The 22,554-nt window shown below is 65.0% G+C and carries 26 protein-coding genes; 14 read left to right on the top strand and 12 right to left on the bottom strand.

Annotated features, from left to right (window positions below; genetic code table 11):
• Window positions 1–44: 44 nt before the first annotated feature.
• Complete coding sequence (gene rpiA / locus ACERI1_RS06775) at window positions 45–752, top strand: ribose-5-phosphate isomerase RpiA (RefSeq protein ID WP_373617318.1); 708 nt, start codon at window positions 45–47, stop codon at window positions 750–752.
• A 1-nt stretch (window position 753) separates the two neighbouring features.
• On the opposite strand, the gene ACERI1_RS06780 is transcribed toward rpiA, so the two are convergent.
• On the bottom strand, window positions 754–1,179 hold the full coding sequence (locus ACERI1_RS06780; protein ID WP_373617319.1) for a hypothetical protein: 426 nt from the start codon (window positions 1,177–1,179) through the stop codon (window positions 754–756).
• A gap of 123 nt (window positions 1,180–1,302) precedes the next feature.
• On the opposite strand from ACERI1_RS06780, the gene fni reads away from it, so the two are divergent.
• On the top strand, window positions 1,303–2,364 hold the full coding sequence (gene fni / locus ACERI1_RS06785; RefSeq protein ID WP_373617320.1) for a type 2 isopentenyl-diphosphate Delta-isomerase: 1,062 nt from the start codon (window positions 1,303–1,305) through the stop codon (window positions 2,362–2,364).
• Window positions 2,365–2,474: 110 nt separating this feature from the next.
• Here fni and ACERI1_RS06790 read toward each other — a convergent pair whose 3' ends face one another.
• Window positions 2,475–2,642, bottom strand: coding sequence for a DUF1931 family protein (locus ACERI1_RS06790; RefSeq protein WP_008013450.1), 168 nt, complete (start codon window positions 2,640–2,642; stop codon window positions 2,475–2,477).
• 286 nt (window positions 2,643–2,928) lie between these two features.
• Here ACERI1_RS06790 and larB point away from each other — a divergent pair, with 286 nt between their 5' ends.
• The 5 genes from larB to ACERI1_RS06815 all read left to right on the top strand — a co-directional run bounded on the left by larB (window position 2,929) and on the right by ACERI1_RS06815 (window position 6,816).
• Entirely contained in the window at window positions 2,929–3,687 is a 759-nt protein-coding gene (gene larB, locus ACERI1_RS06795) for a nickel pincer cofactor biosynthesis protein LarB (RefSeq protein WP_373617321.1), read from the top strand.
• A gap of 119 nt (window positions 3,688–3,806) precedes the next feature.
• On the top strand, window positions 3,807–3,956 hold the full coding sequence (locus tag ACERI1_RS06800; RefSeq protein ID WP_373617322.1) for a hypothetical protein: 150 nt from the start codon (window positions 3,807–3,809) through the stop codon (window positions 3,954–3,956).
• A gap of 73 nt (window positions 3,957–4,029) precedes the next feature.
• On the top strand, window positions 4,030–4,284 hold the full coding sequence (locus tag ACERI1_RS06805; protein WP_373617323.1) for a GIY-YIG nuclease family protein: 255 nt from the start codon (window positions 4,030–4,032) through the stop codon (window positions 4,282–4,284).
• Between the two features lie 106 nt (window positions 4,285–4,390).
• A complete protein-coding gene (locus ACERI1_RS06810) occupies window positions 4,391–5,335 on the top strand; it encodes a hypothetical protein (RefSeq protein ID WP_373617498.1) in 945 nt (314 codons plus the stop codon).
• Between the two features lie 86 nt (window positions 5,336–5,421).
• Window positions 5,422–6,816: a phosphoglucomutase/phosphomannomutase family protein gene (locus tag ACERI1_RS06815; protein WP_373617324.1), complete on the top strand. Its 1,395-nt coding sequence runs from the start codon at window positions 5,422–5,424 to the stop codon at window positions 6,814–6,816.
• 8 nt (window positions 6,817–6,824) lie between these two features.
• Here ACERI1_RS06815 and cysE read toward each other — a convergent pair whose 3' ends face one another.
• From cysE to ACERI1_RS06830, 3 genes are all read right to left on the bottom strand, one after another.
• Window positions 6,825–7,343: a serine O-acetyltransferase gene (gene cysE / locus ACERI1_RS06820; RefSeq protein WP_373617325.1), complete on the bottom strand. Its 519-nt coding sequence runs from the start codon at window positions 7,341–7,343 to the stop codon at window positions 6,825–6,827.
• A gap of 204 nt (window positions 7,344–7,547) precedes the next feature.
• Window positions 7,548–8,216: a metallophosphoesterase gene (locus tag ACERI1_RS06825; protein ID WP_373617326.1), complete on the bottom strand. Its 669-nt coding sequence runs from the start codon at window positions 8,214–8,216 to the stop codon at window positions 7,548–7,550.
• 151 nt (window positions 8,217–8,367) lie between these two features.
• Window positions 8,368–8,958 carry an IMP cyclohydrolase gene (locus ACERI1_RS06830; RefSeq protein ID WP_373617327.1) on the bottom strand — a complete coding sequence of 197 codons (591 nt, stop codon included), beginning with the start codon at window positions 8,956–8,958 and terminating at the stop codon, window positions 8,368–8,370.
• 109 nt (window positions 8,959–9,067) lie between these two features.
• Between ACERI1_RS06830 and ACERI1_RS06835 the strand changes: the two genes are divergently transcribed.
• Together ACERI1_RS06835 and ACERI1_RS06840 are read left to right on the top strand one after the other, a co-directional pair.
• Entirely contained in the window at window positions 9,068–9,661 is a 594-nt protein-coding gene (locus ACERI1_RS06835; protein ID WP_373617328.1) for a homing endonuclease associated repeat-containing protein, read from the top strand.
• A gap of 231 nt (window positions 9,662–9,892) precedes the next feature.
• Window positions 9,893–10,642 (top strand): rhodanese-like domain-containing protein, encoded by a 750-nt coding sequence (locus tag ACERI1_RS06840; RefSeq protein ID WP_373617329.1) that lies wholly within the window; start codon window positions 9,893–9,895, stop codon window positions 10,640–10,642.
• Here ACERI1_RS06840 and ACERI1_RS06845 read toward each other — a convergent pair.
• Together ACERI1_RS06845 and ACERI1_RS06850 are read right to left on the bottom strand one after the other, a co-directional pair.
• Window positions 10,616–11,986 (bottom strand): NADH:flavin oxidoreductase, encoded by a 1,371-nt coding sequence (locus tag ACERI1_RS06845; protein WP_373617330.1) that lies wholly within the window; start codon window positions 11,984–11,986, stop codon window positions 10,616–10,618. The two genes, ACERI1_RS06840 and ACERI1_RS06845, sit on opposite strands and share 27 nt — an antisense overlap.
• A gap of 96 nt (window positions 11,987–12,082) precedes the next feature.
• Window positions 12,083–13,126, bottom strand: a complete 1,044-nt coding sequence (locus ACERI1_RS06850; protein WP_373617331.1) for an NAD(P)-dependent alcohol dehydrogenase — start codon at window positions 13,124–13,126, stop codon at window positions 12,083–12,085.
• A gap of 186 nt (window positions 13,127–13,312) precedes the next feature.
• Between ACERI1_RS06850 and ACERI1_RS06855 the strand changes: the two genes are divergently transcribed.
• Both ACERI1_RS06855 and ACERI1_RS06860 read left to right on the top strand, forming a co-directional pair.
• Complete coding sequence (locus ACERI1_RS06855; protein ID WP_373617332.1) at window positions 13,313–14,377, top strand: amidohydrolase family protein; 1,065 nt, start codon at window positions 13,313–13,315, stop codon at window positions 14,375–14,377.
• A complete protein-coding gene (locus ACERI1_RS06860) occupies window positions 14,377–15,153 on the top strand; it encodes an iron-sulfur cluster assembly protein (protein ID WP_373617333.1) in 777 nt (258 codons plus the stop codon). The genes ACERI1_RS06855 and ACERI1_RS06860 overlap by 1 nt, the downstream gene beginning before the upstream one ends.
• Window positions 15,154–15,314: 161 nt before the next feature.
• Here ACERI1_RS06860 and cgi121 read toward each other — a convergent pair whose 3' ends face one another.
• From cgi121 to ACERI1_RS06875, 3 genes are all read right to left on the bottom strand, one after another.
• Window positions 15,315–15,821 (bottom strand): KEOPS complex subunit Cgi121, encoded by a 507-nt coding sequence (gene cgi121 / locus ACERI1_RS06865; protein WP_373617334.1) that lies wholly within the window; start codon window positions 15,819–15,821, stop codon window positions 15,315–15,317.
• Window positions 15,821–18,175 (bottom strand): ATP-dependent DNA helicase, encoded by a 2,355-nt coding sequence (locus ACERI1_RS06870; RefSeq protein WP_373617335.1) that lies wholly within the window; start codon window positions 18,173–18,175, stop codon window positions 15,821–15,823. The genes cgi121 and ACERI1_RS06870 overlap by 1 nt, the downstream gene beginning before the upstream one ends.
• A gap of 104 nt (window positions 18,176–18,279) precedes the next feature.
• Window positions 18,280–18,705, bottom strand: coding sequence for a DUF6069 family protein (locus ACERI1_RS06875; RefSeq protein WP_373617336.1), 426 nt, complete (start codon window positions 18,703–18,705; stop codon window positions 18,280–18,282).
• A gap of 162 nt (window positions 18,706–18,867) precedes the next feature.
• Here ACERI1_RS06875 and ACERI1_RS06880 point away from each other — a divergent pair, with 162 nt between their 5' ends.
• On the top strand, window positions 18,868–19,329 hold the full coding sequence (locus tag ACERI1_RS06880) for a universal stress protein (protein WP_373617337.1): 462 nt from the start codon (window positions 18,868–18,870) through the stop codon (window positions 19,327–19,329).
• Window positions 19,330–19,340: 11 nt separating this feature from the next.
• On the opposite strand, the gene ACERI1_RS06885 is transcribed toward ACERI1_RS06880, so the two are convergent.
• A complete protein-coding gene (locus ACERI1_RS06885) occupies window positions 19,341–20,549 on the bottom strand; it encodes an anion permease (protein WP_373617338.1) in 1,209 nt (402 codons plus the stop codon).
• A 98-nt stretch (window positions 20,550–20,647) separates the two neighbouring features.
• Here ACERI1_RS06885 and ACERI1_RS06890 point away from each other — a divergent pair, with 98 nt between their 5' ends.
• Window positions 20,648–20,893 carry a ferredoxin gene (locus ACERI1_RS06890; RefSeq protein ID WP_373617339.1) on the top strand — a complete coding sequence of 82 codons (246 nt, stop codon included), beginning with the start codon at window positions 20,648–20,650 and terminating at the stop codon, window positions 20,891–20,893.
• A gap of 33 nt (window positions 20,894–20,926) precedes the next feature.
• On the opposite strand, the gene mdh is transcribed toward ACERI1_RS06890, so the two are convergent.
• On the bottom strand, window positions 20,927–21,841 hold the full coding sequence (mdh, locus tag ACERI1_RS06895; RefSeq protein ID WP_373617340.1) for a malate dehydrogenase: 915 nt from the start codon (window positions 21,839–21,841) through the stop codon (window positions 20,927–20,929).
• A 201-nt stretch (window positions 21,842–22,042) separates the two neighbouring features.
• On the opposite strand from mdh, the gene ACERI1_RS06900 reads away from it, so the two are divergent.
• A complete protein-coding gene (locus ACERI1_RS06900) occupies window positions 22,043–22,501 on the top strand; it encodes a TIGR00725 family protein (RefSeq protein WP_373617341.1) in 459 nt (152 codons plus the stop codon).
• The last annotated feature ends 53 nt before the right edge of the window (window positions 22,502–22,554 follow it).

Raw genomic sequence — 22,554 nt, forward strand, 5'->3', positions numbered from 1 at the left:
ATGAAGTTACAACGCTTTTCCCGTCGCCGCTCGCTTGCACACGCATGAAGACGGACGGTGGCTCAGACGAAGCGAAACGACGCGCCGGCGAACGCGCGGCCGAGGCAGTCGCGGACGGCGACGTCGTCGGCCTCGGCACCGGCTCGACGACCGCCCACGCGATCCGGGCGCTTGGCCGGGCCGTCGACGACGGCCTCGAGATTCGCGGAATCGCGACCTCGTTTCAGTCCCGTCGACTGGCCCTCGAGGTCGGCATCCCGCTGACCGACCTCGACGCGGTCGGCGGTGTCGACATCGCGATCGACGGCGCGGATCAGGTCGTCGACGATCCCGATGCGCCCGCTCACGGCGCGCTCATCAAAGGCGGCGGCGCGGCCCACGCACGCGAGAAACTCGTCGATTCGGCTGCCGATCGGTTCATCGTCGTCGCTGACCCCTCGAAGCTGACCGAGCGCCTCGAGCGGTCGGTGCCGGTCGAAGTCCTTCCCGATGCTCACACCGTCGCGGCAGACCGAATTCAGGAATTGGGCGGCGAGCCGACGCTCCGGGACGCCGAGCGCAAGGACGGCCCGGTCGTGACCGACAACGGCAATCTGGTGCTGGATTGTGCGTTCGGTCGGATCGACGATCCCGACGCGCTCGCGACGCGACTGTCGGCGATCCCCGGCGTCGTCGAACACGGCCTGTTCGTCGGGCTGGCCGACGTGACCTACGTCGGCCGCGAGGACGGCGTCGAGCGCCAGGAGTACTGATTCACGTGGTCGTCGTGTTGGCGTCGGTGTCGACCGTCCGCTCGCCCTCCGTCGAGCGCGCCAGCAGGAGCACCGTCAGGTAGAGCACGCCCAGCAGCCGAGCCGCGGGCACCACCCACAGCCGTAACTCGAGGTCGTCGGTGTTGGCATACACCAGGTGCTGGCTGAACGTGATGATTGGGCGCGGAACCAAGACGAGTACCAGCCCGGCGAGTCCGAGCAGCGCGCTGACGAGCGTCGATCCCTCGCGACCGCGGGCGAGTAGCCAGACGAAGACCAGTCCCTCGAGCCGTGCGCCGGTCAGCGCGAGCGGTCGTCGCCGGGCCGCCTCGGGGTTTTGCAGGCCGATCCGCTCGCAGGCCTCGATCACCGGTCGCGGCGTGACGATCTCGACGAGCCCGAAGCCGAGCAGGAGTGTACGTAGCATGGAACACGATACCGCGGCGAGGAGCAAAAAACGCGAGTCGCCCTCGCAGTTCGTGCAGCGACCGGGACGACGAATGGACACCTTTTCAATACCGTCACGCCACCCTCCGATGGAGACGATTCGATGCCCGAGACATCCGACAGGAAAGACGATCACATCCGCATCATCGAAGAAGAAGACATCGAGACGGACGGCGCGGGGTTCGCCGATATCGACCTCGTCCACGAGGCACTGCCGGATGTCCACCGCGACGAGATCGACACGACCACCTCGCTGTTCGGCCACGACCTTGCCGCCCCCATCGTCATCGAGAGCATGACCGGCGGCCACCCCAATACGACGAAGATCAACCGGGCGCTGGCCGAAGCCGCCCAGGAGACGAATATCGCCATGGGCGTCGGCAGTCAGCGTGCCGGCCTCGAACTCGACGACGAGGACTTGCTCGAGTCCTACACGGTCGTCCGCGAGGTCGCACCCGACGCCTTCCTCTATGGCAACGTCGGCGCGGCCCAGTTGCTCGAGTACGATGTCGACGACGTCGAGCGCGCCGTCGAGATGATCGACGCCGACGCAATGGCGGTCCACCTGAACTTCTTACAGGAAGCCGTCCAGCCCGAAGGCGATGTCGACGCGCGCGGCTGTCTCGACGCGATCGAGGCCGTCGCCGCCGACCTCTCGGTACCGGTGATCGTCAAGGAGACGGGCAACGGTATCTCACGGGAAACAGCGACCCGGCTCGCCGACGCCGGTGTCGACGCCGTCGACGTCGCCGGGCAAGGCGGCACGACATGGTCGGGAATCGAGTCCCATCGCGCGGCCGCGGTCGGTGCCGACCGGCAAGAAGCGATCGGACAGCTGTTCCGGGCCTGGGGTGTCCCAACTGCAGTGAGTACGCTCGAGGCGGCGTCCGTCCACGACTGCGTGATCGCAAGCGGCGGCGTTCGCTCCGGGCTGGACATCGCGAAGGCGATCGCCCTCGGCGCGCGCGCTGGCGGGCTTGCCAAGCCGTTTCTCGCGCCGGCAGGCCAGGGAACCGATGCGGTCGTCGACCTGATCGAGACGCTCGCCCTCGAGTTGCGGACGGCGATGTTCGTCACCGGGTCAGCGTCGGTCCCGGAGCTACGCGAGACAGACTACGTGCTGCTCGGTCGAACGAACGAGTACGTGACTCAGCGCCAGCGCTGAGCGCTGGTTCGTTCCGTCCTTTTTGACTCGTTGACTATCGGTGAGCAGCGACGCGACCGACACGCACGGCTATCCGGCGTGGCGTCGATAAAAAACGAAGCGGGTCGACCTTACAGGTCGCGGGGCTGGACCGTCTTCCGGTCGTTGGCCTCTGCGCGTCGGGCAGCGTCGTCGAGCAGCTCGGAGACCTCCTCGTCGAGGGCGTCGTAGAAATCCGAGGCGACGTTTTTGTCATCGAGCGCTTCCTTTACGGCGGCTTTGACGATAAGATCTGCCATACGATCTATTTCTTTCCCGTTACCCTATATAAGGATTGTGCTTACTACCGGAAATACGGGGGTTGCAGCGGTTAATTCGCCTGTTTCGATGGCCAGAATCACCGGAAAGTATATGTCTAATGAGCAGCCGCGTTCGATTTTGCGGCTGGTTACCCACCGGATCCGGCTCGCGCGCGGTCCTCCGGGGCTCGAGCGCACGTTCAGCACCTGGCCAGCGCCGTCGCTCGCTCGATCGTTCTCGATCCTGGGTCGACGGATTCGTGTGTCTCGACCGCAGAGACCGTGTATGCGCGAACTCCTCGACGCCGTCGCCGACGGCACCGTCTCGCCAGCGGCGGCCGAAGCCGAACTCAGAGGGTATGCCACCGGCGAGGCAGGCCGGTTCGACGCGGCCCGCGACCAGCGCCGTGGCGTTCCGGAGGCGATCTTCGCGGAGGGAAAATCGATCCCACAGGTCGTCGCACTGGCCGAAACCGCCCTCGAGACGACGGGCCGGGCGCTGCTCACCCGCGTCTCCGACCAGCAGTTCGCGGCTCTCGAGGACTACGTCGCGGAGACGGCTCCGGACGCGACGATCCACCGTCACAGCGGTGCGGTTCGGGTGACGACCGCCGACTACGAGCCACCGTCGCTCGAGGCGACTGTCGGTATCGCCACCGGCGGAACGGTCGATAAGGAGGTCGCCGACGAAGCCGAAGCGGTCTGCCTGGACGCCGGTGCGACGGTCGACCGGGTCGACGACGTCGGCGTCGCGGCGCTCTCTCGAACGCTCGACCAGCTCGATCGCTTTCGTGAGGCCGACGTGATGATCGTCGCTGCCGGCCGGGAAGGGGCACTGCCAACCGTGATCGCTGGCCTCGTCGATACGCCGGTCATCGGCGTCCCCGTCTCGAGCGGCTACGGCTACGGCGGCGACGGCGAGGCAGCACTTGCCGGGATGCTCCAGTCCTGTACCGTTCTCTCGGTCGTCAACGTCGATGCAGGGTTTGTCGCCGGCGCACAGGCGACGCTGGTCGCACGAGCGATCGCCGCTGCTCGCGAATAGCTCGCATGCATCTATGGGGAAAAATATTTTCTATATGGGAAAAGCCAAACAGTGTTTGGAGAAGCCTATTTAACCATCCACCCGATATATTCGGATACCGGCTTCGGCCGGTGTGTCCAATGCCCAAGTGTAACCACTGCGGCGCCCACGTCTCCGAACGGTTCGCACGCGTTTTCGCCAACGAACGCGGTGAGATCCACGCGTGTGTCAGCTGTTCGGCGAACGCTGGAATCGCTGAAGCCGCGAAAGAACGCGCTCGCGGCGCCTGAACGTATCGCGACGACCGACCAGGGACCCCTACGGACGTGAGACTTTTTACGGCTCCGTCCCGTTCGACAGTCGATGGCCGAGGCTGATCACGTCGTCTACGTCCTCGAGTGTGCCGATGGCTCCCTTTATACCGGCTATACGACCGATCTCGAGCGACGCGTCGCCGAACACGACGCCGGCGATGGCGCAAAGTACACCCGTGGACGAACGCCGGTCGAACTCCGCTATCACGAACGGTTCGACTCGAAGTCGGCCGCCATGTCCCGCGAGTACGAGATCAAGCAACTGTCTCGAGCGGCAAAAGAGCGACTCGTCGGACTCGAGTGATGCCCTGTGCTCGCGCTCGCAGCCCAGCAGTTCGCCGGTGACTGGTCGTATCCCGACCTGGCCGTCCAACAAATAGATGTATGATGGTGATGACAGTCGGCTCGAGATGCAACTCGACGTCGTCGACGATCTCAGACAGCCCGACTACACTGGCGAGAACCGCTGTGAACCCTGTACCGTCCTGAACCTCATCATCGCGGCGGTGGCCGGCTCCCTCATCGCACGGAAATCCCGTCTCGGCGGCCTGCTTGCCGTCGGGATTTCGATCGCACTGATCTACTTACGGGGATATCTCGTCCCCGGGACGCCGACGCTGACCAAACGGTATCTCCCACCGGCAGTCCTGCGCTGGTTCGGCAAGGACCCCGACCCTGACGTGGCGAGCGGCCTCGGCGGCGATACCACGGCGACTACCGACGCAGGCCGTGGTGAACCCGGTGTCGAGCCGGCCAGCGCTGGCGACGTGACGACTGTCGGCGAAGCCGACGCGTCCGAACCCGATGCCGAGGCTGCTGTCGAAGCCACCGAGGCGCTCGACCTCGAGACGCTGTTTCTCGACCACGACGTACTCGAGCCCTGTGACGACCGGGATGACCTCTGTCTGACCGATGCCTTCGAGGCCGACTGGTTCGACGCGATCGACGCTGTCGAGGAGTCCGGCCTCGACGCTACGGCGGCCGCCGACGCCTTCGGGTTCGACGCCGACCCCGCTGAATTCGACCTCGACGATCGCGGCGAGGCCTGCACGCTTCGCTCCGCCGCCGGCGTTGCGGGTCGGTGGCCCTCTCGTGCCGCACTGCTCGCCGATGTCGCCGCCAGCCATACCCTCGAGTCGTGGCTGCCCGACTGGGATACCTTCGATCCCGAGACGAAAGGCGTGGTGCTCAACGGCCTCCGGATGTTCCTCGAGACCTGTCCTTCCGGCGGCGACGTCCGGATGGGCGAGGAGGTCGTCGAATCCTGCTGTCACTCCCACGAGGTCGTCGCGGTCACCTGCGAGGAGACGGGTGAACGGCTCTTCGAGCAGCGCCTGGCAAACGCCGACGCCTGAACTGGCCTGCTGTGGTGTGACGTGCCACATTTCTGTGGTCGCAGTTGCCCGTCGCTTTTTTCGCATCGGCCCGCGACCACCGCACCATGGAGACGATCAGTTTCGGTACCGACGGCTGGCGGGCGACGCTCGAGGAGTTTACGACGCCACGCGTCCGGATGGTCGGACAGGCGGTGGCGACGTATCTCACGGACGAAGGACTCGAGGGGCCGGTCGCGATCGGGTACGACGCCCGCGAAACCTCGCGCGGGTTCGCCGAGGAACTGTCGCGGGTGCTGTGTGCGAACGGGTTCGACGTACTGCTCTCCGATCGGGACCGACCGACGCCGCTGGTCGCCCACGCGATCGTCGACCGCGACCTCGCGGGTGCGCTCGTCATCACGGCCTCGCACAACCCGCCCGAATACAACGGCGTGAAGTTCATCCCCGAAGATGGCGCACCGGCGCTACCCGCCGTCACCGACGCCATCGCGGATCGCCTCGCCGAACCCGAGTCGCTGCCCGAAGCCGAGCACGGCACCGTCCGCGAGGTCGACTTCGCCGAGACCCACGCGGATGCCGTCTTCGATCTGGTCGAATCGATCACCGGCAGTACCGACCTCTCGGCGCTGTCCGTCGCCTACGACGCCATACACGGCAGCGGTCGCGGGACCACCGACGCCGTCCTCGAGCGCGCCGGGGCCGACCTCGAACGCTATCGCTGCGAGCGCGACCCCGACTTCGGCGGCGGCTCACCCGAACCCGCCGCCGAAAATCTCGAGACGCTGATCGCAACCGTCACCGACAACGATAGCGGCGTCGACCTCGGGATTGCCAACGACGGCGACGCCGATCGCATCGCCGTTGTCACACCAGAGCGGGGGTATCTCGACGAGAACCTGTTTTTCGCCGCACTCTATGACTTCCTGCTCGAGGACGCCTCCGGATCCGCGGTCCGGACCGTCTCGACGACGTACCTGATCGACCGCGTCGCGGAGGCCCACGGCGAGACCGTCCGGGAGGTCCCGGTCGGCTTCAAGTGGGTCGCCGACGCGATGACAGACGGCGAGGCGCTCGTCGGCGGCGAGGAGTCGGGGGGCTTTACCGTTCGGGGCCACGTCCGCGAGAAAGACGGCGTGTTGATGGCGCTACTCGCGGCCGCGATGCACGCCGCCGAACCGCTCGACGAGCGAGTCGACCGACTGCTCGCAGCACACGGGACGGTCGTCCAGGACAAGCTCAGCGTCGACTGCCCCGACGACGAGAAGGCACGGGTGCTCGACGATCTCGAGGCCGAAATCCCAGAGACCGTCGCGGATACCGAAGTCGAGGACGTCAACACCGCCGATGGGTTCAAACTCCTGCTGGCCGATGGCTCGTGGCTGCTCGTTCGCCCCAGTGGTACGGAGCCAGTGTTGCGGGTCTATGCCGAGGCCGCGGACGAAACGCGAGTGGACGAGTTGCTCGAGGCGGGTCGAGAGCTGCTCGAGCCGCTGATCTGAGTCCTTCTTTAGTCGACTCGCTCCGCCGGGACGCCGACGACGGTCGCGCCGGGCTCGACATCCTGCGTGACGACTGACCCGGCACCGACGGCTGCCTCTGCACCGATCGTGATGTCGCCGAGCAGCGTCGCGTTGGCTCCCAGTTGTGCGCCTGCTTCGACCGTTGGATGGCGCTTGACCGGTTCGTTCGTGGCCCCGCCGAGCGTGACGCCGTGGTACATGTGGACATCGTCGCCGATCTCGGCGGTCTCGCCGATGACGACGCCCATCCCGTGATCGATCGTCACTCGTCGACCGAGGTCCGCACCCGGGTGGATCTCGACGCCAGTCAACAGTCGCACGAGCTGCGAAAGCAGTCGCGCCACGAATCGCTCGCCGGTCCCGCTGCCGGTCCACAAGCGGTGTGCGATCCGGTGGGCCCAGACCGCGTGCAGCCCCGGATAGCAACACAGTACCTCGAGCCAGCCTTTCGCCGCAGGGTCGCGCTTGCGCATTGCCTGCACGTCCTCGTAGATGCGCCTAAACATCGGTCCCGATCGTCACCGCTGTCGATCCGGTCTCGAGGCGGCGCTTCCGTCGGCACGATGGAGACGGACGCGCGCGACACCACTGGCCCACGATGTGCCGTGGCTGGTTCCGATCGGTACAGACAGTCGGGCCGGTGGATACCATAGTAGAGCGTAGCCGTGGGGAGAGTGTAAAAGGCACCATTTCTGTGGTCGCGTGCCGGCTCACTCGCCGCGAGCCAGCCGCGTGCCGATACGGTCTGGGAGCCCGGCCTCGTCGACGGCTGTCTGCACCGCCTCGATGTCGTATTCAACGCGGTCGGTCTCGACAGTCAGCGCCTCGAGATCGACCACTGCATACCCCGCCTGCGGGTCTCCGTCACGGGGCTGGCCCACACTGCCGGGGTTGACGACGCTCCCCTCCGCGAATCGCTCGACGCCTTGCACGTGGGTGTGGCCGAGCACCAGGACGTCCTCGTCGTCGAGCAGCCGTGGCGTGAACTCCCGTGGGTAGGTATACCGGGTGTACCGATCCGGGTCGTCCGGATGCCCGTGGACGAGTTTCACCCGCCCGTCGCAGACGCGACGTTCGTCGGGCAGCGCGGCCAGCCACTCGAGCTGACCGTCCGAGAGCTGCTTTTCCGCGTGCTCGACGCCCGCCTGTGCCATCCCGTTGAACCGGAAGGGGGTCTCCGCGGCGACGGCGGCGTCGTGGTTGCCCATCACTGTCGGCACGTCCCGCTCTCGAAGCGTGTCGACGCAGTCGGCCGGCCAGGGGTTGTAGCCGACTACGTCCCCCGCACAGCACAGTTCGTCGACCGGCGGCATGTCTTCGAGGACGGCCTCGAGTGCGACCCGGTTCCCATGGATGTCCGAGATGAGTCCGACTTTCACGATCACAGCTAACAGGTGCCAGTGATTTGTACGTTATCCAGCAGGTGGGCAGAGCGGTGGGCGGTCGGCGACCCAGCGCCCGTCGATACTCGTTCGGGAGCGATAGCTACGCTGGGCTGGTGATTTCAGCGAGCAAAACGAGCTGTGCCGCTCAGTTGCCGTTTTCGATCGCCGTCTCGAACCCGTCGTCAGTCAGTGCGACACCGGCTGCACAGACGGCGTGCTCGAACTCGTGGTCGTAGACCTCGCTCGCGGCTGCGTCGGCGCTGTTGGCCTCGAGGTCGAACGCTTCGGGGGCGTCGTTCTCGTAGGTCGCGACCAGCGTCGGCTCGTCGACGGTCTCGACGAGCAGTGCGTCCTTTCGAACCGTGCCGATCAGTGCCTTGCCGTCGTCGCCGATCGTTGCCGCGATCCGGGGCGTGTCGTAGTCGTCCTTTTCGTAATCGAGCGCCAGCAGGCTCTCCGCGAGCGCGTCGCGGGCGGGGTAGCCGAGCTCGAGTTTCTCCGCGATCGGATCGACGTGCGAGCCGTTGCCGAAGGCAGCGGTCTCGCCGGTCGGCGTCTCGACGACGCGCAGGCAGTTGTAGGAGACGTACGGGTTGTCCGTCTCCGGTGCGTCGTCGGTCGGGCCGACGGTGAGTGCTTCCTCTCGAGCGGTGATCTCGCGGTTGGGGAACGAGCGTGAAGAGACGCGGTAGGCGCCGACCTCGGGGCCGACGACGACGAATCGTCCGACGTACATACTCGCAGGTGTGCGGGAGCAGGAAAAAGGAATGTCGGTTCGCGCTCGAGCGACCGAACTCGCCAGTATCAGGCGAGCGTTTATACCCGATAACGCGGCCACTGGTTGTGTGACGACGGACGAGGAGTGTCTCGAGGCCCTTCAGGAAGCAGCCAAGCGACTAGACGAGTCGCCGACAAAGGCACAGTACGAGGAGTTGGGATTACGGCCTGCCTCTGCAACGATTATGGAGCAACTGGGCGGCTGGAATGCAGCGAAAGAACGCGCAGAATTGGAAACGTTCGATCGCGGTGCAACCGGAGACCAGCCTGTCCAGCCGAAACCGGAGTGGGTTGATATTCCTGGCGACCTCGAGTGGGCAGACCTCACAGGACAACAGCGCTGGTACTACAAGAACCGGGAGGAGCGAATCGAGCGAAAGGACCGCCGCCGGGCGGAAATCCGGCGATGGCTCTTCGCGTACAAGGACCGACACTGCGAGTGTGCTCGCTGTGACGAGGACAGGCCACCGTGTCTCGATTTTCACCATCCCGGCGAGAAAGAACACAGCATCGCAACCATGGTCGTCAATGGCCACTCGAAGGCAAGCATTCGCGAAGAGATCGAGCGATGTATCGTTCTCTGTGCAAATTGTCATCGTCTCGAGCACGCTGATCCACCTGACTGCGAGCCGGCACGACTCCAACCCGACAATCATAAATAGGGCCACAGCCAACGATCTATCGCAGCGCAGTCCCCTGGGGTAGTGGCCAATCCTGAAGCCTTCTGGGGGCTTCGACACAGGTTCGAATCCTGTGGGGACTACTCTTTCCGTTCTTTCAACTCGAGCACCTTCTTAGCCTCTGCCTCCGGTCTCCAGTCGAAACGAAGGGGTCTGCCGATAACACTCGAGTCACCAGAAACCATATTTAATCACCGTCGGTAGCTAACTGGTATGAATCGACGGACGTTCCTCGCGGTTGGTGGGACGGTTGCTCTCGGCGGGCTCGCCGGCTGTCTCGGCGGCAACAGTGCGGCGAACGAGTACGAATACAAGACGACGACGACGAACGGCGTTGCTGTGCCGCTCGCTCCGGTCGACGATGTCTACGAATGGTACGAAAACGACGACGCACGGTTTGCCGACGCGCGCGGCCGCGCCCAGTACGAGGAACTTCGGGTCGCGGATGCCGTCTTCTCTCCCGCACCCGACGGCACCGAAAACGACCCTGTCGAAGAGTGGTCGACCGACACGCAGATCGTCACCTACTGTCGCTGTCCACATCACCTCTCGACACAGCGTGCAGCGTCGCTGATCGCTGCAGGATACGAGCATACGTACGCGATCGACGAGGGATTCGGCGCATGGATCACTCGCGGCTATCCGATGGCCGGCACGGTCGTTGAAACGCAACAGAACGAGAGCAACGACAGCGCGTCCGCCTCGGAGGCGACCTCGGACGTTCAAGTTGACTATCAGCGCTACGAGATTCACGGACGGACGCGTGGCGATACCAGCGGGATGGTCACGCTCGAGCAAGTCGGCGTCGACCGCCGCGAAGCGGCGCCGATCGCTGCCGACGGCTCGTTCACTCTGCAACTCCACTACGCGGGCTCGAGCGACGACCGATTCAGAGTCGAAGTCGACGGGAGCTCGACTGTGGGGACGCTTGCAGAGCTAACGAGTGCGCCCGTCACGGTCTGACCCGACCGTTCGCTCGTAGGCCCCCGCTCGCTCGAGTTCGCCCCGTTTTCGCAGCACACTGGGCGTCCGACAGATCCCCGGCGCACCCGTCACCTGCGGGACCGTACAGTTGTTACAACTCTCGCAGACGACACGCGGGTTCTCGTCTTCCCGTCCGGACTCGAGCAGCCGCGCACCCAGCCGCGGCTCGGCATAGAAGGGCCGGGCCATGCCGACCATGTCGCAAGCGGGCTCTGTTCCTGCGCTCGAGCCGAGCAAGCGATCCATCTCTTCGCGCTCCCGGATCCCGCCCTCCGCGAGGACGGGGATCGACACCTGCTCACGGACGCGCCGGCAGAACTCCTCGTTCCACGCGGGCTCGAAGTCGTACTGAAACGATTGGACGCGATTCGCCAGCGCGACGAGCCGTCGTCGGGTCGCGCCGCCGAAGGCCGCGTCGTACGCGTCCTGCAGTGCCTCGTTGTCCCACGCTCGCCCGGGATACGCTCCGCGGACGATGCTCATGTCCCAGGTGACCGACGTCTGGACCGGGACGACCGCATCGTAACCGATTTTCTCGAGTCGGCGAGCGATTTCGACGCCGTCGGACAGCGAGAGTTTCCGGCGGACGACGGGTGCGGGCGGGGCGGGCGTCTCGGCGGGGACCTTGGTCACCAGCGGCACATCGCCTGCCCGCTCGCGGATCTCGTCGTGGACGACCGCGAGAAACGCGAGGCGAGCTTCGGGTGAGCCGCCGAACTCGTCGTCTCGGCGATTGTAAAACGGCGAGAGGAACTGCTGGATGATACCCATGTTTGCTCCGGCGAGGTGAATTCCGTCGTAGCCCGCGTCGACGGCGCGAGCCGCTGCGCGGCCGAAATCGGCGGCGAGGTCGTACACCTCCGCGGTCGTGAGGACGTGGGGATCGTACTCGAGAAACCCGATCCGGTCCAGCAGCCGCAACTGCCACGGCGGCTCCGACACCGCGAGCTGCTCGAGGCCCGGATGCTCCGCTCGGTACTCGGCGTGCCAGGTCTCCATACTCCGCAGCCCGCCGTGCTCGAGCTGGATAAAAATCCGGCTCCCGTGGTCGTGAATCCGATCGGTCAGCCGAGAGAGTCGGGCGACGAAGTCGGGATCGTGGACGCGGGTCATCCCCGGCGCAGCACAGCCGCCCTCACCGCAGACGATCGTCGCGCCCTGGCAGATGAGCCCGACGCCCGATTCGGCGGCCGGTTCGAGATCGTCGATCAGCGTGTCGGTCGCGTCGGGGCCGTTGCCCGCACACTCGAGTAGGGGCGCACGATAGAGCCGATTGGGGACCGCCATGTCGCCGATTTCGATCGGATCCTCGAGCGTAGCCATGCAGGCCGTATCACGTGACCAGGCAAGAGTGTAGTGCCGGTCGGCTTCGCGGCTGTCGGCTCGAAACGAGTTGGCGGCTCGCGTCCGCTGACTGGCTCAGGGCGGGAGGATGACCGCCCGACCTTCGATTTCGTTGTGCTCGAGGCGCTCGGCGACTGTGTTGATCTCACCTAAGTCGTGGCGTTCGGTTCGCAGTTCGACGTCGCCGCGGTCGACGAGCGCGACGAGTTCTTGGAGTTCAGCGTACTTGCCGACGAGCGTCCCCCGGTAGGCGAACTCGCCGTTGACCAAGGCTTGACTTGGTTCGTGGATGTGGCCGCCGTAGCCGACGATGTGGTGGTCGCCGCCGGCGGCGACGATGTCGGATGCAAGGCCGGTCGTCTCGTCACCGCCGACGAAGTCGATGACCTGCTGGGCCCCCTCGTCGTCGGTCAGATCGGCGATAACGTCCGGGAGGTCCTCGTCGGCGGCGTTAACCGTGTGGCGCGCACCGAGGTCCTCGGCCAACTCGAGGGCCTCGTCTTTGATGTCGACAGCGACGATGTCGGCGGCGCTCATCGCCTCGAGACACTGCAGTCCGATGTGGCCGAGGCCGCCGACACCGATGACGACGCTGGTGTCGCCGGGATTCAGCTCGTCGACCGCCTTCTTGACGGCGTGGTAGGCCGTAATTCCCGCGTCGGCATGGGGGGCGATGTCGGTCGGATCGACGCCGTCGGGCAGCGGAATCACCGCACGCTCGTTGGTCTGGAGGTACTCGGCGAAGCCGCCGTCGGTCGTGAGGCCGTTGAATGCGCTGTTTTCACAGTACATGTCCTCGCCGAGCCGGCAGGGCCGACAGATCCCGCAGGTCTGGACGGGATGACAGATCACCGGGTCGCCCTCCTCGACCAGCGTTACTTCGTCGCCGGTTTCGGCGACGATCCCCGCGTTTTCGTGGCCCAGCGTCATCGGCAGGTCCTGTGGCGCGTAGTCAGTCCACATCCCCTCGATGATGTGATTGTCGGTCTGACACCACCCTGCGCCCTCGACGTCGATCAGGACGCCGTCGGATCGCTCGAGTTCGGGGCGGTCGATCTCGTCGACCGAGAGCGCGTCGCTCATCTCGTCGGTGTACGCGTGGAGTCTGGCTGCTTGCATGGGACAGACACACAGTTCATCGCCATCCGTGATAACGTTCCCCTCGCGTCTCGTGTCACGTGAATGTCTTGGGTTTGATACTACTGCCCGCGACTGCTAATTTTGGCTGTGAAAATAGATCCGAATGTCGTATTCATCCATTTCTGAAAAAGAGTGATGTGTTGTGGTATCGATGTGCATGGTGCGATGTATCAGCAGAACGGAGAGGAGATATTCGTCATCGATGGCCACGTCCATCTGTGGGACGCAACGGAGGCGAATATCAAACACCAGGGAGGGGAAGAGTTCATTCAGTGTTTCTACGACTATCACACGACGTTCACGCCCGAGGAACGCCAGTGGGACATAGACGAGTATCGCAAGTACGGCGCTGACCGGATGGTCGAGGATCTGTTCGGCAACGCCGCTGCCGACATGGCGATCTTTCAGCCGACGTATCTCACCGATTTTTACGACGACGGGTTCAACACCACCGAGCAGAACGCCGAACTCGCGACCGAACACCCCGAGCGGTTCGTCCTGAACGGTACGTTCGACCCCCGCGACGGCGAGGAGGGTCTCGAGTACCTCGAGGAACTCCACGAGAAATACGAGATTCCCGGCGTCAAACTCTATACTGCCGAATGGCGCGGCGACTCGAAGGGGTGGCGCCTCGACGACGAGGAGGCCTTCGAGTTCTTACAGAAGTGTGCCGACCTCGGCATCGAGAACGTCCACCCGCACAAGGGGCCGACGATCCGCCCCCTCAATCGCGACGCGTTCGACGTGAAAGATGTCGACGATGCGGCCTCGTCGTTCCCGGAACTCAACTTCATCGTCGAACACGTCGGCCTGCCCCGGCTGGACGATTTCTGCTGGATCGCCGCTCAGGAGACGAACGTTTACGGCGGCCTGGCCGTCGCCGCGCCGTTTGCCCAGAACCGACCGGGCAAGTTCTCCGAGATCATGTCCGAACTGCTGTGGTGGCTCGGCGAGGATCGGGTCATCTTCGGATCGGATTACGCCATCTGGAACCCCGATTGGCTCGTCGAGGAGGTCATGGAGGCAGAACTCACCGAGGAACACCGCGCGGAGTACGGCGTCGAGTGGGACATCGAGACGAAAAAGAAGGTCATGGGCGAAAACGCCGCCGAGCTCTACGATATCGACATCGAGGCGAAACGACAGGCGTTCGAAGACGACGAGATCAGCCAGCAGTTCGACCTCGAGGACCACTACGCAGGTGAAGAACCCGCACCCGCGGACGACTGATGAGCACGCAGACATCCGACGGCTCCGCTCCCACGCGAGCGACCGTCCGCGACCGACTCGACCGGGTCACCGATCCGGAACTCGACCGCTCGATCGTCGCGCTCGAGTACGTCGACGCGATCGAGATCGACGGTGGCCACGTCGGTGTCGACCTCACGCTCCCAACCGCGTGGTGTTCGCCGGCTTTCGCGTGGATGATGGCCGTGGACGCCCGCGACGAGATCGAATCGCTGCCGTCAGTCGAGGAGGCCCGGATCACGCTCCACGAACACATGCACGAGACGGAGATCAACCGCGGCGTCAACGAGCGACTCTCGTTCGCCGAGGCGTTTCCGGACGCCGACGGCGACGTCGCTGCGGTTCGTGCCGAACTCGACGACAAGGCCCGTGTCGCTCGCCAGTACGATGCCGTCGAAGCGCTGCTCGAGGCCGGACTCGACGCCGAGGCGATCGTCGACATTCGACTCCGAGCCCTCGAGCTGGCCGATGGAGCCGAGTCCGCCGCCGTCTACGTCAGCGACCGTTCGTTCGCCGTCGCCGTTCCGGCGGCGCCGCTCGAGCGCTACCTCGAGAAAGCTCGCGAAACCGGCCTCGTCTCGGCGCCGGACGACCGCCTCTTTCGAACGCCAGAGGGCGAACCGATCGACCCCGACTCGTTCGAGCTCGTCCACCGGCGCGGCCGACTCGCACAGGTCAACATGTCGAGTCAGGGTGGCATCTGTGACGGCCTTCGAGAAGTACGGGAAGGCCGCCTCGAGCGACGTGCGGATGACTGATACGGTCTGCTGTCACGAGTTGCCGGTGCACCCGCAGTTACGGGTCGCGGTCCCACCGGAACTGACTGACCGTCGTCAGTATGACAGTGCGGCGGTGGAACCCGAGCGCCATCGCGATTGACCATCCTCGTCGCGGTCCGACCCTGGCCGTCGCCGCGAGCCTACTTTTCGACCTCGAGCAGCGCCACCCGCTCGCAGACCAGTGCCGACAGCGATGCGTCGGTGGCCTCGCGTTCGGCGTCGGGAACGTCGAAAAAGTCACACAGCGTCTCGCTGTCCTGGACCTCGAGTGTCGGTTCGCGGGCAACGAACGCATCCAGCGTTTCGACTGCCTCGAGCGCTGCCACTTCGTCCCCGTCTGCATCGCCGTCGATGAGCACCACCGCCCGAGTCTCGCCGTCGTCGACACCCATCGCGAGCGCACGATCGATCTGCCGACGACCGGCAGCGTACAGCAGGATTTCGACGGCGCGATCGCGGGCAACGTTCTCGCCGCGGTCGATGGCGCGATCCGCGAATTCGACGGCTCGCTCAAGGTGGCGGCGGTCGGCGACGTAGCGGGCGTCAAACGCCTGGATCGTCACATCGTAGCGACCGCCGAGCTCGCCGAGGTCGGCGACGAACGAATCGATGTCGTCGATTTCGAGTCGGCATTCGAGGAGCTGCATCAGAAATCACCCAGACTCGATTGGCTGTCGTTCGTCCGTGGTGCTGTCTCGTCGGTGTCACCGTCGTCACGATTCGAGTACCCTGTCGGTTCGCTGTCTCCTCCTGTCGCAGCCGTTGACTCGACGCCATCCATCGAGGGATCTTCACGACCGGCGTTCTCGAGGATGGTCTCGGCTGTCTTCTTCCCTTTGAGTGCGCCGAGAACGACGGCTTTGTCTGCCGTTCGGAGGTCGGCGGGTTCTTGGATGCCCGCCTCGTAGAGCCGGCGAGCGCGCTTGCGACCGACGCCGCCGACAGAGACGAGTTCCAGTAGGGCTTCACTAACGCCGTGTTCGACGCGGGCGCGGGCCTCCCGTACGGCGACGGTCCACTCGCTGTCGAGTTCGGCGGCCAGCGACTCGGCAGCGCCGAGCAGCCACTCGGCGGTGTCGACTTTCCCCCGGAGATCGCCCGGTCCGATCTTGTACCGGTCGGTCAGCCGTTCCTCGTCCGTTTCGTCGGCCCAGTCCTCGAGCAACTTGCCTGTCTTGAGCGCGGCCAGCCAGTCCTCGAAGCGCTCCTCCTCGAACTCGCTTGGGGTATCACCCAGCAGTTCGGCCTCGCGCTCGTAGTAGAGTTCGCCGAATTTTTCGTCCTCACCCGAGCGCAGGTAGAGTTCGTACATATCGGGTGTCCGCGAGACGAGCTGGTACAGTCCCAGTGCGGTCGGTCGTTCGTCGGCGCGCTCTAATCCGTGGACGATCTCTGCTGCGCTCATCGGATCGAGATAGAGCCGCGAGACGGTGTGACCGAGGCTGGTGGCCCCGAGTGCCTCCTCGCCGTCGTCAGCGGCGAGGTCGGCAGCGGCGGTGAACGCGCTGCCGTCGTCTTCACTCCCGTCACCGCTGTCACTGTCGCGTTCGATGAAATCGTTCGACTCGAGATACTCCAAGACGGTGTCGGTCACCGTCTCGAGGCGACCGGCTTCGGTCGATTGGCTGGCGTAGAGGGTGGCCTCGAGGAACTCGAGAAGTTCCGCCCGCGTGCGGGCGAAGCCGGAGGCGATCGTCGCGAGTACGTGGGTCCGCAGGGCTGGTTCGGCAGCCAGTTTCGAACGCACCGGCTCGGGGTCGGCCCAGATGTAGCGGTCGAACAGCTCTTGGCTCTCGTCGTGGTTTTTCGCCAGCAGGACGGCTTCTCCGTAGGGGTCGAGCCCCGGGCGACCAGCCCGGCCCATCATCTGGTGGACCTCGAGGACGTCAAGCGGTGCCATCCCGCCGGCGCTGGAATCGAAGCGCCGCCAGTCGCGGACGATCACGCGTCGGGCAGGCGTGTTGACACCGGCGGCCAGCGTCGGCGTCGCCGAGATCACTTTCAGCAGGCGGTCGCGGAAGGCGTCTTCGACGAGGCTCCGCTGGGTGCTCGAGAGGCCGGCGTGGTGAAACGCCGACCCCTGTTCGACGCAGTCGGCTAAGTCTTTGCTCGTCTCGGTGTCGCTATCCTCGCGGATCTCGTCGGCGAGCTCGGCGAGCTCGGTTTCCTCCTCGGCGGTCAGTTCGTGTCTCGAAACGCCGCCCAGCCGCTTCGCGGCGGCTTCTGCGTTTCGCCGGGAGTTGACGAACACGAGCGACGAACCGTCCTCTTGGAGGATGTCGCGGACGAGTGCAGCCTCCTGTTTTTCCGATCCCTCGACGGGTACCTCGCGCGTCGAGCCGTCGGCGAAATTGAGCGCGTTCCCGTAGTGGACGCCCATCTGCAGGTCGATCGGTCGCCAGTCGGTGTCGACCAGTTCGGCGTCGAGCCAGTCGGCGATTTCGTCGGCATTGCCAACCGTCGCCGAGAGCGCGACGGTCTGCAGTCCGGGGTTGAGCTGGCGGAGTTTCGCGAGCGTCACCTCGAGCGTCGGCCCCCGGTTGCGGTCGTCGATCAGATGAACCTCGTCGGAAACGACGCAGGTGAGATCGGAGAGCCACTCTGCGCCGTTGCGAACGAGGGAGTCGACCTTCTCGCTGGTGGCGACGACGATGTCTTTGGTTGCGAGCCAGTCGCTGGTCGACTCGTAGTTGCCGGTCGTGACGCCAACCGTGGCGCCGAACTCCTCGTAGGCCTCGAACTCGGCCTTCTTCTCGCTGGCGAGCGCTCGCAGCGGGACGATGTACAGTGCTTTCCCGCCGCGTTCGATCGCCGACAGCATCGAGAGGGCGGCGATCATCGTCTTCCCGCTGGCGGTGGGGACGGCTGCAACGAGGTTTTCACCCTCGGTCGCGCCGGCCTCGACCGCCTCGGATTGGGGCGGGTAGAGCTCCTCGATGCCCTCGCTGCGGAAGTGGTCGATGGCACCGGGTGGGAGCCCCGACAGCTCCTCGATATTCATTGCCCGTGCTTGGCCCCGTTTGCGGTTTAAAGTATCGTCTTCCGGACTCCCTCAAGCGGGGCTCCAGCGGGGACGCTGTGCGTTCTCGCGTGCGGTGTGTCAGGTCACCGGTCGGCACTGCGGTCGGTCAGCACACCCACACAGATGACTGCTGTTGTAACGTGCATCAGCCCGAGGATCGCGCCAGCGAAGAGGCTTCCACCGGGTTGATTTGGGATGACCGTAAAATCCGGCACGAGCGAGAGGACGAGGACGACCGCTGCCACGATGAGAAACAGTCGATCAGGACTGGAACTGAGTCGCGCGAGCACGCCGTAGGTGACGGTCGCACCGATGACTCCGAGGGTCGTAAAGAACGTTACCGGGCCGTAATTCAGTGCTTCCAGTGCCGGTGCGATACCGCCGGCGTTGGCCACGAACACGATGACCCAGTTGATGATCAGCGACACTGCGAGCGCGCCCGCTCCTGCTCGTACCAGGTCGCTGAGGGAGAGCGATCGTGTCGATGATATCCCCGTTTCGGATCCCATGCCTGAGCCTCCACCTCCAACTGATGAAAAGCATTTGCCAGGAATTTATTTTATACTCGACTCGGTGATTGATAATCTGGTTGAGATGGGCTGCTATCGCTGAGTAACGACGAACCCGTGACTCACCCTGTGGATGAGAGTGAGTACGACGGCGATAGACCGATGAGTTCGGCACCCGAAGCCCGTCCCATGGCCGATCCCGACCGCGTTCTCGTCCCCACGCTTGGCCGACCACAGGAAGACGAGGCGCTTTCCTACGCCCTCGAGACGTTTCCCGACGCCGACATCACCCTGCTGGCCGTCGTGACGCCGCTCGACGCGCCCCTCAGTGAGGGAGGGGTCTTAGAGCGCGACGAGGAACGGACGACGCAGGCACGGGCCAGCGCCGAGACGTTGCTCGAGTCGGTTGCCGACCCTGACACGGAGGACCGCGTCCGAATCGATCTCGCTGAGGGCCGACCCGGAACCGTCGTTCCTCGATATGCGTCGGAGGCGGGGATCGATCACGTCGTGATGGCTGGCGACAGAAATCGCTCGAGTGGCTTTTTCAGGCGGTTTCTCGGTCGCGGAATCGACGCCACGGTAGTCGAGCGCACTGCGAAGCCGGTGACGGTCCTCGAGTGAGCCCGTGGGAATCAGCCGCCTATCACCGTCGCGAACAGTCGATACAGGCCGTATCCGACGACGACTGAACTGCCGAGCGTCAGGAGCCAGAAGGTGATCGTGACGCCGATCTTGCGCCGCGAGACGCCTGCCGAGCCGCCTGCCAGCCCGCCACCGATGACGCCCGAGAGGATGATGTTGTTCAGCGAGATCGGGATGCCGAGTGCGATCGCCAGCTGGGCAATGATGAACCCCGGGACCAGCGCCGCGATCGACCGTCGCACGCCGAGCTGAGCGTACTCTCTGGATGTGGCCTGTAACAGCCGCGGTGCGCCCATCCAGGCCCCTGCGAGGATGCCGACCGCGCCGATCGCGAGCAACAGCGATCCCGGGAGCCCGAGTTCGGTCTGAAAGAGGTTCTCGAGCGGGCCGGTCGCAAGCCCAACCTGCGAGCCGCCAGAGGAGAACGCGACGATACCGCCGAGAACCAGCAGGAACGAGCGGATCCCGCTTTCGACTGACTCGCGGACCTGCCGTCGCACCCAGGCGAACGCGAGCAGTCCAACGGCGATCGTCACGAGGACGGTCCCGAGATCGACGCCAGCGGCGAGCATCGGGCCGCCGCCGAGTTGCCGGGCGACGAATCCCGCGAGGGTTCCCTGCTCGGCGGTCGGGTCGGGAATCACGCCGAGTCGGACGTTGGCGACGATCGCGCCGACGACGCCGGCCAACAGCGGGACGCCGACTGTCTCGGGGACGTCGTCGCGTCGCAGGACCGTCGCCGTCGCGTAGGCGAGTCCGCCCGACATGATCGGGACCAGCAGCCAGAAGATGCCGAGCCGGCGGTAGGTCGCTATCGCCGGGTCGCCGCCGAGCGAGAGTCCGACGCCGACCATCGCACCCGTCGTCGCGAACGCCGCGGGGATCGGATATCGCGTGTAGATACCGATCGACATGAAGCCAGCCGCGGTCAGCAGGCCAGCGGTGGCCGCAAGCGGCGTGATCGTCACGCCGTCGATGAGGTCCGCACCGATTGTCTCGGAGATGCTTCCGCCTTGCATGAGCGCGCCCGCGGCCGCGAGCAGTCCGATGACGAACGCCGCTTGCATCGTCGAGATCGCGTTCGCACCGATCGCGGGCGCAAACGGCGGCGAGTTGCTGTTCGCACCGAGCACCCACGCCATGAACAGACAGGTGAGAACGGCGATTCCGACGAGGACAACGAAAGAGAGTACGACCATTTCGTCTCGTTTTCCGTTCGGTGAGCGATTGGAAAAGCGTTCCCTCGAGCCCGTCGATGACCGCTACCGATTTACCGCGACCGCTCCAAACGCTGCCCATGAAGATCGAATACAACGAGGACACCTGTATCGGGATGTTCCAGTGTGTCGCCGAATGGGACGCCTTCGAGGAGGACAAATCGAAGGGCAAGGCCGTCCTCGAGGGAAGTGAGGAAGTCGAGGACGGCGTTTTCGTCCGCGAGGTGCCCGAAGACGCGGAACTCGACGCCAAGTTCGCCGCCCGGACCTGTCCCGTCGACGCGATCACAGTCTACGACGACGACGGCGAGCAGCTAATCCCCTGACGACAGCAAAAACCGATCCGCACCGATCGTCGATTACGCGATCTTGTCGTACTGTTCGGAGAGCTTCTCAGCGGCTTCGCCGAGTTGGTTACGCTCGAACTCGGTGAGTTCCCACTCGACGATCTCCTCGACGCCGTCGGCGCCGAGTTTGACGGGGACGCCGAATGCGGTGTCCTCGTGGCCGAACTCACCCTCGAGTTTGACGCTGCCGGGCAACACCGCGCCGGTATCACGGAGGATGGCCTCGACCATGTGGCCGACGCCGGTCGCCGGGCCCCACTCCGTCGCGCCTTTCTTCTCGATGACGTTCATCGCCGACGTCTGGAGTTCCTCGAGTAGCTCTTCTTTTTCGTCCTCGTCGAACTCGGGGTCCTGTCCGTTGACTCGTACTTTGGAGAACACGGGGACCTGTGCGTCGCCGTGTTCGCCGAGGATGGTCGCATCGACGTTCTGGACGGGGGCGTCGAAGCGCTCGGAAATCACGTACCGGAAGCGCGCGGAGTCGAGGCGACCGCCGAAGCCGATCACTTTCTCGCGGGCGCGGTCACCCGTCTCGTAGAGGTGCCGATTGAGCAGGTCGACGGGGTTCGACGTGGTGACGGTGATGAAGTCGTCGTTGTGCTCGGCCAGCGAAGAGCCGATGTCCTCCATGATCGGTGCGTTGTCGCCGGCCAGATCGATCCGGGTCTGGCCGGGTTGGCGCGGGATCCCCGCCGTGATGACGACGACATCCGAGCCCGCGGTGTCCTCGTAGCCACCCTGTCGGATCGTCGTGTTCGAGTCGTAAGCCACGCCATGGTTGGCGTCGGCGGCCTGTCCGACCGTATCGTCTTCCTTGTCCGGAATGTCGACGAACACGAGCTCGTCCGCAACGTCCCGAAGCGCGATGTTGTAGCCTGCAGCGGCCCCGACGGTGCCGGCCGCGCCGACCACGCTCACTTTCGTCATACCACGTAATGCTTCCCCATCCCACACGTTAAATCCGTCGGAATTTCCAACCTCACACGAGTTTGATGATATGAGAATTCGATGACTGTCGTTCCCTGCGACGGGCTCGGAGCCGACCCGTCATCGAGGCACCGTCAGTCGCGTCTCCAGACGCGCCTCGAGACCGAACCGATCATGGCCGATGCCTGCGCCCGTTCGAGTATGCGCGTCAGCGTCATCGGCGGCGGAACGATCACCGACGAACAGGCGGCTCGCGCCGAGACGGTGGGCCGCGAACTCGCCGCACGCGGCCACACGGTCGTCTGTGGCGGTCGCGGCGGCACCATGAAAGCGGTCTGTCGGGGCGCGAAAGCCGCAGGCGGAACGACGATCGGCATCCTGCCGAGCGAGCGCCGGGAGCAGGCAAACGACTACGTCGACGTTCCCATCGCGACCGGGCTGGGCCACGCCAGAAATGCACTCGTCCCACTAAATGGTGATGCCGTCATCGCACTCGCCGGGGGCGTCGGCACCCTCTCGGAACTCGGCTTCGCCGGGATCTACGACCGACCCGTCGTCGGACTCGAGGCTCACGACGTCACCGACGCTGGTGTCGACCTCGAGCCTGTCGACACTCCCGAAGCGGCTGTCGACGCCGTCGAAACCACACTCGAGACGTAAGTGCCACTGTCACGGCCCAGGAATCTCGCTGTCGCAGCTTTTTCGACGCTCCG

The sequence above is a fragment of the Natrinema sp. HArc-T2 genome (genome assembly GCF_041821085.1).
Classification (GTDB): Archaea; Halobacteriota; Halobacteria; order Halobacteriales; family Natrialbaceae; genus Natrinema.